The organism is Longimonas sp. (assembly GCF_046498435.1).
In the GTDB taxonomy this organism is placed as follows: Bacteria; Bacteroidota; Rhodothermia; order Rhodothermales; family Salinibacteraceae; genus Longimonas.
On the sequence record NZ_JAWOAR010000268.1, the window covers coordinates 1 to 9,350 of the forward strand.

The 9,350-nt window shown below is 60.2% G+C and carries 10 protein-coding genes; 5 read left to right on the forward strand and 5 right to left on the reverse strand.

Annotation, left to right across the window (positions count from 1 at the left end; genetic code table 11):
• From R6U20_RS10470 to R6U20_RS10480, 3 genes are all read left to right on the forward strand, one after another.
• The coding region (locus R6U20_RS10470) for an alpha/beta hydrolase family protein (protein ID WP_410337803.1) at nucleotides 1–728 on the forward strand (728 nt) is incomplete at its 5' end.
• Between the two features lie 44 nt (nucleotides 729–772).
• Nucleotides 773–1,687 (forward strand): MBL fold metallo-hydrolase, encoded by a 915-nt coding sequence (locus R6U20_RS10475; RefSeq protein ID WP_410337804.1) that lies wholly within the window; start codon nucleotides 773–775, stop codon nucleotides 1,685–1,687.
• Nucleotides 1,688–1,740: 53 nt separating this feature from the next.
• Nucleotides 1,741–2,544: a S1/P1 nuclease gene (locus R6U20_RS10480; RefSeq protein ID WP_410337805.1), complete on the forward strand. Its 804-nt coding sequence runs from the start codon at nucleotides 1,741–1,743 to the stop codon at nucleotides 2,542–2,544.
• A gap of 39 nt (nucleotides 2,545–2,583) precedes the next feature.
• On the opposite strand, the gene R6U20_RS10485 is transcribed toward R6U20_RS10480, so the two are convergent.
• From R6U20_RS10485 to R6U20_RS10500, 4 genes are all read right to left on the reverse strand, one after another.
• Entirely contained in the window at nucleotides 2,584–2,922 is a 339-nt protein-coding gene (locus R6U20_RS10485) for a TraR/DksA family transcriptional regulator (protein WP_410337806.1), read from the reverse strand.
• A 468-nt stretch (nucleotides 2,923–3,390) separates the two neighbouring features.
• On the reverse strand, nucleotides 3,391–4,314 hold the full coding sequence (locus tag R6U20_RS10490; protein ID WP_410337807.1) for a hypothetical protein: 924 nt from the start codon (nucleotides 4,312–4,314) through the stop codon (nucleotides 3,391–3,393).
• 116 nt (nucleotides 4,315–4,430) lie between these two features.
• Nucleotides 4,431–5,771 carry an ABC1 kinase family protein gene (locus R6U20_RS10495; protein ID WP_410337808.1) on the reverse strand — a complete coding sequence of 447 codons (1,341 nt, stop codon included), beginning with the start codon at nucleotides 5,769–5,771 and terminating at the stop codon, nucleotides 4,431–4,433.
• A gap of 222 nt (nucleotides 5,772–5,993) precedes the next feature.
• Nucleotides 5,994–6,668, reverse strand: a complete 675-nt coding sequence (locus R6U20_RS10500) for a hypothetical protein (protein WP_410337809.1) — start codon at nucleotides 6,666–6,668, stop codon at nucleotides 5,994–5,996.
• A 197-nt stretch (nucleotides 6,669–6,865) separates the two neighbouring features.
• On the opposite strand from R6U20_RS10500, the gene R6U20_RS10505 reads away from it, so the two are divergent.
• Nucleotides 6,866–7,591 (forward strand): hypothetical protein, encoded by a 726-nt coding sequence (locus R6U20_RS10505; RefSeq protein ID WP_410337810.1) that lies wholly within the window; start codon nucleotides 6,866–6,868, stop codon nucleotides 7,589–7,591.
• 279 nt (nucleotides 7,592–7,870) lie between these two features.
• Here the strand turns inward: R6U20_RS10505 and R6U20_RS10510 are convergent, their stop codons facing one another.
• Nucleotides 7,871–8,629, reverse strand: coding sequence for a porin family protein (locus R6U20_RS10510; protein WP_410337811.1), 759 nt, complete (start codon nucleotides 8,627–8,629; stop codon nucleotides 7,871–7,873).
• 438 nt (nucleotides 8,630–9,067) lie between these two features.
• On the opposite strand from R6U20_RS10510, the gene R6U20_RS10515 reads away from it, so the two are divergent.
• The coding region (locus R6U20_RS10515; protein ID WP_410337812.1) for a cyclic nucleotide-binding domain-containing protein at nucleotides 9,068–9,350 on the forward strand (283 nt) is incomplete at its 3' end.

The following is a 9,350-nucleotide window of genomic DNA, read 5'->3' on the forward strand; positions in this document are numbered from 1 at the left end:
AGCTTCAAGGCTGGGTCGTTACGCCCCCGGATTACGATCCCGACCGCACGTATCCGCTCCTGGTCGAAATCCATGGCGGACCCATTGGGCACTACGGTCCGCACTTTGCCCCCGAAATCCAGCTCTATGCCGCTGCCGGATACGTCGTGTTCTACCCGAATGCGCGTGGCAGCACCAGCTACGGCGCTGAGTTTGGCAACCTGCTCAAGAATGACTTCTCGGGCGGCGAGTATCAGGACATTATGGACGGCGTGAACGAGCTTGTGGAAGCGGGTACGGTTTCCGAGGATAGCCTCTACGTTACGGGCGGAAGCGCAGGCGGGACCTCCGCCGCGTGGATTACCGGGCAGACCGATCGCTTCCAGGCCGCCGCCATCCAGAAGCCGGTCATCAACTGGATCAGCAAAACCCTGGCGGCAGACAACTATTACGCGTACGCCAATTATCGCTATCCGGGGCAGCCGTGGCAGAACCCGATGGACTACTGGGACGTCTCGCCCATATCGCTGATGGAGTCGGTGAACACGCCCTCGCTCGTCATTGTGGGGCAGGAGGATCTGCGCACGCCCACGTGGGAGGCCAAGCAGTGGTACCACGGTCTGAAGCTGCGCGGCGTGGATGCGATGTACGTCGAGATGCCCGGCTCCTACCACTTCATCGCCAACCGTCCGAGCCAGCTTATCAGCAAAGTCGATCACGTGCTGGCCTGGTTCGAGCGGTATCGGTAGTCGTCACCTTACTCGTTGGTCTTCTTTCTTTTTCGGACATGCCCATGATCTCTCGCCGCTCCTTCCTCCGCATCGCCAGCGCCAGTGCTGTTGCGCTTCCATTTTTGCCTTCGCTTCTGCGCCATGCCACGCCGCAGGCTGCGAATTTTGAGACGCTCCGCCGGGGCGTGGGCACCTTCACCGCACGGGGCGGCACCATCGGGTGGATGGTGCGCGACGGCGCTGTGGTCGTGATTGACTCGCAGTTTCCGGATGACGCCCAAACCTGTTGGGACGACCTGCCCGAGCGCGATGGGCAGTCGCTCGATCTGTTCATCAACACGCACCACCACGGCGATCATACCGCTGGAAACGGCGTGTTTGCCGAGCACACCGACCGGCTCGTGGCCCATGCGAACGTCCCCGACTTGCAACGCGAAGCAGCCGATGATAGCGAAGCTGAAAGCCTGACGTATCCCAATGAAACGTATACCGATACGTGGTCGGAAACCATCGGCGATGAGACGATCCGCCTGCATCACAATGGGCCTGCGCATACGGGGGGAGACACCGTGGTTCACTTCGAGGAAGCAAACGTGGCGCATGTGGGCGACCTGGTGTTCAACCGCGTGTACCCGTTCATCGACATCGACGGCGGGGCGCTGACGACCAACTGGATCAGCACCCTCGAAACCCTGCACGACACCTTCGACGACGACACCATCCTGATTCACGGCCACGGCGCGCCCGATGCGGGCATCACCGGCGGACGCGAGGACCTGCTCGTGATGCGCGACTTTCTGGAAGGGCTGAACGAGTTTGTGACGCAGGCCATCGAAGAAGGACAGTCTGCTGACGAGATTGCCGACCAGGAGCAGCTGCCGGGCTTTGAAGAGTACGCCCGCGACGACTGGCCGCTTCCGCTGGAGGCCTGCCTGCGTGCCGTGCATCGCGAGCAAACCGGCGGGGGGAACCGCTAAGCTCTGCCTCTCCCGTTCTACCGTTCGGATCTTCCCATACGTTCTACATGCCCATGCGTCTTCGATTCCTACTCGTCGCAACCTCGGTTTCCCTTCTTACGCTTGCTCTCTTCGGGTTCCGTCCAGGTACGGTTCAGTGGGGACGCGTCGGGCACGCCATCACGGGTGCGGTGGCGCAGCAGCACCTGACTGACACCGCCCGGGCGGAGGTCGAGCGCATCCTGGGCGATATGTCGATGGTCGAAGCCACCACCTGGATGGACCGCGTGCGCTCAACCGAGGAGTACGCGCATACTGCGGACTGGCACTGGGTTACGGTGCCGTCGGATACGACCTACGATGAAACCACCAAAAACCCGAACGGCGACATCATTGCGGAGGTGGAGCGCATGATCGCGGCCCTGCACGAAGGCGATCTCTCGCCCGAGGCCGAGCGCGAGTATCTGATGATGGTCATCCACATGATTGGCGACATCCACCAGCCGCTGCATGTGGGCACCGGCACCGACCGGGGCGGCAACGACGCTACCGTCACGTGGATGGGCGAGCCCTCGAATCTGCACCGCGTGTGGGACACCGACATGATTGTGTCGTGGCACGACGACTACGCGGTCTGGGCCGACGCCATCAATCATCCCACCGACGCGCAGGTAGCAGACTGGCAGCGCGCGACCGTGCGGCGCTGGGCCGAGGAATCGGTGGACTACCGCGAGGCTGTCTACGACGTACCCGCCGACAGCAGCATCGGGTGGACCTATCGCAACGAGCGCTTGCCTATCGTCGAGAAGCGATTGCTGAAGGCGGGCGTGCGCATCGCGGGCGTGCTGAATGCCATCTACGATGCAGACGATGCCTGATGGTGCGGGCCGATCTGGGGGCGGATGCGCGGCATCTCCTCAACGAGCGCACTCCACGCAGAGCGGCGTTTCGGGCATGATTTCGAGGCGGCCCGGTAGAATCGGGTCGCCGCACGTGGCGCAGTCGCCATACGTACCCTCATCCAGCCGGTCGAGCGCAGCGCGGGCGCGCTTCAGGCGTTTCTCTTGCTTGAGGCGCGTGGCCGCGTTCATGGACTGCGCCTGAATCGCTTCCATGCGCGAAAGGCGTCCAATGGCATTGTCGGGCGCTACCGTGTCGTCGCCCGCATTGGCCACGGCGAGGCTGGCCTCCAGCTTTTCGATGCGCTCGTGCAGCAGATCGCGAAAGTGGTCGGGGTCCTCCTTGGGATCGGGCATGGGGCACAACAGCGTTGAATCCAACAACAGCGGACCGCACAAATGCAGAACGCGACCTGTGGATCCGTGCGATCCGCTGATCTCCCTTTCCCACAGTGGTGGGATATGGAGGTATCGTACCTGTGTAGAAACAGGCTCTTGGAACGAGGTATGCTATGGGATCAGAAGGCGTACAGCTCCCCAGCGTTCTGTCATCCTGACCCCGCGACCACTATCGGGCGGAAGGACCTCAACGCCGCCCTTCCACGCTCGGCAATACTGTTCGTTTGAGTACCACACATCGTCCCAAGCCAGATGCCGGAGGCTGGCCCCGCATGACCTGAGATGCTTCACTGCGTTCAGCATGACAGGCTTCGTCAGAAGATGGTTTCAGGATGGACGGGTAAGGTTGTTCCATTCACCCCTTCCCATTTCCATACCTCCATACACCAACGAAGCATGCGGGGTTGGTATGATACAGCACGCCCCCTAAAACGGAATCGTGACGCCCAGCCAGGGCACCGCCAAGAACGAACCAGTGTCCGCATTCAGTGGACGCACCAGCGCAAAGTCAACGGCGAAGTTTTCGGGCGCATACCGCATGCCGATCGATGCCATTCCGTTGATTCCATCCCCAGGAAAGATGTAGTTTTCAGAGAGGAAGTAGAACTGGCGGCTCACGCGCGTCATGCCGCTCAGGTTGAAGATGGGGGTATCGGCGAGCGTGCCATCGGCGTATCCATACCCCACGCCGCCCGTTACGTTGTGATCGCGGTCGCCGAGCGTGCTCGAGGTGTACAGCATCCCAAACGAAGCGGACTCAACATCCCCCAGCACCCCGCCGATGAGTGCCCCTGCGGCGATGTGCGCCTGTCCTGACGGCGATGAGAACGAGACTTTGGGCAGGATCCAGGCCGGAAAGACGCCGCCGCCAAACAAGAAGGCCGGTACCATGCCGCCTCCAATAGAAAAGCGATCGGTGATGCCTACATTGGCGTTGTTGAAGAGCACCCACGTGTTCTGGTAGTAGCCCGTGCCGTCGCGCAATCCGATGGCCGAGGGCGCGAAGAGGTAGCGCGTGGCATGGGGATTCTCAAACCAGTATGCTCCGTTGCGGATGCGGTCGTCGTCGATGGCCGAGAGACTGCGAATGGCATCCCGCGAAATGCGCACCTCGGTTCCATCGCGGGTTGCCAGCACGACAGCGTCCTCGCTTTCACGCACCAGCGTGCCCATGTACACCGTGCCCTCCTGGGTTTCAACGCGGTAGACCGACGTCTCTTCAGATGCTGTGCGTGTGCTGTCTTGTGCCAGCACGACTGATGCCGCAGGCCCTGCAAATGCGCTCAGCAGTAGAAATCCTACGAAGAAAGAAAATAATACAGATCGAAATGTAGCATGAGAAGCAGGCATAGCATGTGTAGAGGCTCTTGGAGTTGAAGGGAATGCGGGAGTGGCCGCATGACCACATCGTTAGAGCCGTACACGCACACAGCAACGTAACACAACCTGCAACAAATCAGTGCACTTCAGCCAGTAGGCAGCTCCTGCACGCTTTCGTGGAGCGCCGTGCGGCTTTGTACGGTGTTCAGCTTGGGTTTCAGTTGGTTCATGATACCGAAGAGCCCCACCAGCACCTTGTTGATAAAGATGAAGTGGTGCGAGCCCGAGGTTTCGCGCAGCTTTGAGCCCTCTTGGAAGCATTCTTTGAGTTCGTTGAAGAAAGCATCGTCGCCAAAGTCGAACGTGTCGCTGCGATAGGGCTGCACAATGAGCTTCCCGAAGCGCTCAAAGAACGACTTGACGCGCGTTCGGGTGGCCGCGTTCATGTCGCCATGCAAAATATCGAGTTTGTGGAGCAGATCCTCGATCGCTGCTTCGTCGTCGTGAATACGCGCATTCCAGAGGCGGATCATGTCGTTGCGGAATTCCTGCGGAAAGCGCTTCACGCAGCCAAAGTCGATCACGCCCAGGCGCCCGTCGTCGCGAAACAAGAAGTTGCCGGGATGCGCATCGGCATGCAGTGTGCAGTAGTTGCTCGCAATCTGATCGTGCACAAAGTCCCACAGCAGCTGCCCGAAGTGGTTGCGGCGTTCTTGACCGGGTTCGCGGGCCAGAAACTCGTTCATGTGGTCGCCTGCCACGTATGTCATGGTGAGTACGGTTTCGGAGGTGTACTCATGCACGGCTCGTGGCGTAACCACATCCTCGTAGTCGTACTGCTCGGCGAAGAAATCGATGTTGTCCGCCTCGTTCTCATAGTCCGTCTCCTGCATGAGCATGGAGCGGATCTCCTCGAAGTAGTCATCGAGATACGGACCCTTCACGAGGCGTCCGATGAGGGGACGTGCCACCTTCAGATCCGACTCAATCGTGTTGCGGATGTTGGGGTACTGCACCTTCACAGCCACATCGCGCCCATCCGGCAAGGTAGCGCGGTGCACCTGTCCAATGGAGGCAGCGGCCATCGCCTCCCCCTGAAAGGAGTCGAACAGCATTTCAGGGAAGCGCCCGAGTCCGTCGCGGATGCGCTTGCGCACGAGGGCCTGGTTCATGGGCGGCACCTTGTACTGTGCCTGCGCCATCACATCCATGAACTCATCGGGCAGCACCCCGGTGTCCATGCTCATGGACTGGGCCAGCTTCAGCGCAGTGCCACGCAGCTTGGTAAGCTCTGCATAGATGTCTTCGGCATTTTTGGTGTTCAGCGCCTGTTTCTGGGCTGTTTTATCGCCCGAGCGGTTGGTAACGCGGTCTTTGAGGTAGCGTGCATAGTTGGCACCGACCTTCAGCCCGGTCTTGGCGAAGATCTTGCTGCGATCGAGCTTCGAGGAGGGAAAGTCGTCGTTGGAGCCAGCGTCGTCGGACATGGCAGGGCACGGGTGGATGCGTGGAGAGCAAGAGGGCATGCGGGCTTGTGATGGGCCACCGCATGAAGCCATAGACCTGGGCCGCCGTGTCCGTTCCAACGGGGATGTGAGATTGTCGGTGGGTCTGCATCGGCATACTGGGGGCGCACAGGCTGTTGCATCCCCCTGTCTTGCTCTGTACCCGCTTGGACTCTGTGCTCGGCCTTGCGGTGTTTGGTATCGTTACGTCTTGAACCACCAGCCCAGCACAGGCAGGCGGCTTAGCCCCAGCACATCGACTTTGGTGGCGTACCAGGCCAGGTCGGCGCCGCGCTGCACCCCGCGAAAGGTGACGAGATCGGCGGTAAAGCCAACGAGCTTGTCGATGAGTGCGGTGGTGGCCTGCTGCTGCGGACTGTCGTCGTGGAGCCAGAAACGTAGGATGCGAAGCACGGCCTCGGTGAAGAGGGTAACGACTGGCCCCTGGCGGGTGATAAACCGGTTCGTGGTGGGGATGGTATCCTCGCGGAGCAGGCGCTGGAGCTCGGTACGAATCTGCTCGCGGAAGGCGGCCTCGCGGCGAATGGAGGTGTCGAAGGTCGCCTGCACGAACGCGCGCTGCTCGCTGAGGGCGTCAATCAGAATGTAGAGAAACGTGGCCAGCCGTTCCTCGAACGAGAACTGGTCGTGCCCCTCGGTCGAAAGGCGCAGCAGGTGGTACTGGTCGAACACGATGCGGTAGAACGCACGCAGCGCATCTTCGGGCTCGTCGAAGTAGGAGGCGAAGGTTAGGCGATCGGTGCGGGCTACGTCGCAGATCGCCTGCGTGGTGAGCGCGCTGGGGTCGTCGTGGTAGACCGCAATCGCGGCTTCAATGAGGTGCTTCTTTTCAGCAAACTGATCGGGGTCGGTCAGCATGGGGCGGGATACGATTGGGGCAAGAGGACAACGGAGCAGGATGCGGGAGGCGTAATCTGTCGCTGTATACGACGCCAGGGCGTTGGGGTTGAAGCGATTGCATCTGCCTGTGTTAACTCATTGATTATACAGTATGTGATAGCAACGTGGCCCTTGCTACATCGGTTGTCCTGTATCAAGAAATATGTGTGCATGTTATGGCTACACGGACTCGTTTTGCTGTTTCGATTACACTTGCATTCCTTGTTGTATGCGCCGGATGCGCGGGGATCGGTAAGGTCCTGGGTACGCGCTACATCGACCTGCCGCTGGGAAATGCGGGCGCTGTGGATGTGCAGGCTGACGCCATTGCAACGCAAACAACCCCGGTGGCGGTAGACAGCATCCGGTTTCCAGAGCGCCTGTCGGTCGCCAATGCGCTGCGCGTTCGTCAGAGTCAGGTGGAGATGGCCCGCGGCAGCGGCACCGGCACTGTTGAACTGATGATGCTGATCGATGGCTACCCCATGGCGAACTGGACGGTGCGGGTTGAGGACGGCACGGCTGTCGACGTAACGCCTACCGAAACATTCGTGCCGGGCATGGTGCGGCGCGAAGACTACGAGCAGAACGCAGATCGCGAGCCCATTCCGCGTGAAGAGTGGGAGGCGATGCAAATCACTATGCAGCAGCTTCCTGAGGCCCAGCAGCCCACACTGGCCGAGGATCTTCCGTCCGGATTCTTCGATGAGAGCTATAACACGGTCAGCGAAGAAACCCTGGGTGTCATCTACAGGGGGATGCAACAGGCGATCTCCAACCGAGCGTTTGACGTAGCTGTGGCTGCCCGTGCTGAAGGCGACGTGAGCGGCACCCTCCAACTGGACCCGCTTACCGTGAAGTTCTTCGATTCGGGGCAGCGCGTCATGGGCGGGCTGGAGTAGTTCGACAGGACGTACGCAGTTGCAGCTTACGAATGTCATCTCGTCGCGAGGCACAAAAGCATGACCTTCGGCCCCTCTGCCTCGTGACGCCGTCGTTTAGGGGCTCCGCCCCGTCCACAGGCAGGAAATGACGCCCCTCGGGTCAAGTGCGTAACTCCTAACACAAAAAACCCCTGCTGAGGCTGCGACCTGATGGCACCCCGAAGGCACCATGCAGGCTGTCCCCCATAGGCAGCCTCAGGCAGGGAATAAGTACGTGCTTAGACCAGTGATTGAAGGTTAGAATCCAAACCCAGCCGTTATGCGAATGCCCTGGTTTTTGATGTCGGCATCGCCTTCACTGGGAATGCTGGAAAGCCCGAGTTCGTACCGGGCATCAAGCATGATCGTCCCCGGGCCGGCATCAAAGTCCACACCGGCACCGACCTGCAAGCCGAAGTCGGTCGTGCTAATAACTTCACTCAAGTCGGTAGTCTCAGATCCATCAGGGCCTTCGCCCTCCTGTTCAGCGGTTATGTTAAAGGCTACAGCAGGACCGGCGAAAATATTGGGAGCAATGCTGCCCTCAAGCGGAATCTGAAACTTGGCGAGTACCGGGACTTCAATGTAGTCGAGCTTGAGCGTGCTGGAAGCCGTTTCCTCCAAAAATTCGATCTCCACTTTGGCACCCTTCTGCACGTACAACACCTCGGGCTGCAGGGCAAACGGCCCGTCGAAATCAATGAGGGCGAACCCACCCGCAACAATGCCCGTGCGCGCTTCAATCGGGATTTCGAAATCACCGGAGCCGCCTCCATCGAAAATGAGTTCTGCATCGTCCCCTCCCAAGTCGGCAAAGTTGACGCCGCCCTTGATGCCCGGCGTAATGTCGACCTCTTGGGCCTGCGTCTGTAGCGGACTCAATCCCACAAACGCGAGAAGTCCGAGCACGACCAGGAGAGTTGTGCATACGTGCGAGAGCATGGGACGCGGCGTGGCACGCACAGCCGCTGCGGTTGATGTATCAGGCGATAGCATGAGAATGCGAGTCGTTATCATAGAGAACGCGAGTCGTAGAAAACACAAGTGCGGACCGTAATGTGACTAGCGTACACGCAGGAACGAGTGATGGCCTGCTGACGGCTCGGGCCCGGCGTGATTTCATCATTGTCTGCTGCCTATGCTATGCGCCGCCAAGAACGGATTTGGGACAATGTCTGTCGTATTTGTGCCATGTCGGATTTACGACACGATTTGTCGGATTTACGACACGGTTTTGTCGCAGAACAGGGACCGGGCATGCTCCCGATGCCTCCAGGCCTGGCAATGCATGCCGTTCGTGATGCCTCGATCGCGCCTCCACCTGTGAACAGCGGACTGAACAGACGCCTCATTCTGCTGGCAATCCAGCCGTGAGCATGGTATCTTTGCGTTGCATCCGCCTGAATGCGAATCGGTCGCCGTGGACGCCCGGCCTCACGTTGGATTCCCTCTGCCATGAGCACCCCGCCCGTTGAAGTCACCGAAGTGCTGCGCTTTGTGCGCGAGACGCCACCGTTCGACGCGCTGCCCGACGCCGCGCAGCGCCGCATTGCCCAGCATATCGAGATCAGCTACGCGCCCAACGGCACCGTGGTGCTGCCGCTGCAGGCTGAGCCCGAGGCGCTCTACCTCATCCGCTCCGGGGCCGTGGAACTGCACGACGACAGCGACCGCCTCGTGGCTCGCCTCGACGCACACGACTTCTTCGGCTACCCGGCGCTCCTCACCGATGCGCCTG

Coding starts and splice junctions, on each gene's coding strand:
- R6U20_RS10475 (WP_410337804.1), top strand. CDS start 773: ATGATCTCTCGCCGCTCCTTCCTCCGCATCGCCAGCGCCAGTGCTGTT.
- R6U20_RS10480 (WP_410337805.1), top strand. CDS start 1,741: ATGCGTCTTCGATTCCTACTCGTCGCAACCTCGGTTTCCCTTCTTACG.
- R6U20_RS10485 (WP_410337806.1), bottom strand. CDS start 2,922: ATGCCCGATCCCAAGGAGGACCCCGACCACTTTCGCGATCTGCTGCAC.
- R6U20_RS10490 (WP_410337807.1), bottom strand. CDS start 4,314: ATGCCTGCTTCTCATGCTACATTTCGATCTGTATTATTTTCTTTCTTC.
- R6U20_RS10495 (WP_410337808.1), bottom strand. CDS start 5,771: ATGTCCGACGACGCTGGCTCCAACGACGACTTTCCCTCCTCGAAGCTC.
- R6U20_RS10500 (WP_410337809.1), bottom strand. CDS start 6,668: ATGCTGACCGACCCCGATCAGTTTGCTGAAAAGAAGCACCTCATTGAA.
- R6U20_RS10505 (WP_410337810.1), top strand. CDS start 6,866: ATGGCTACACGGACTCGTTTTGCTGTTTCGATTACACTTGCATTCCTT.
- R6U20_RS10510 (WP_410337811.1), bottom strand. CDS start 8,629: ATGATAACGACTCGCATTCTCATGCTATCGCCTGATACATCAACCGCA.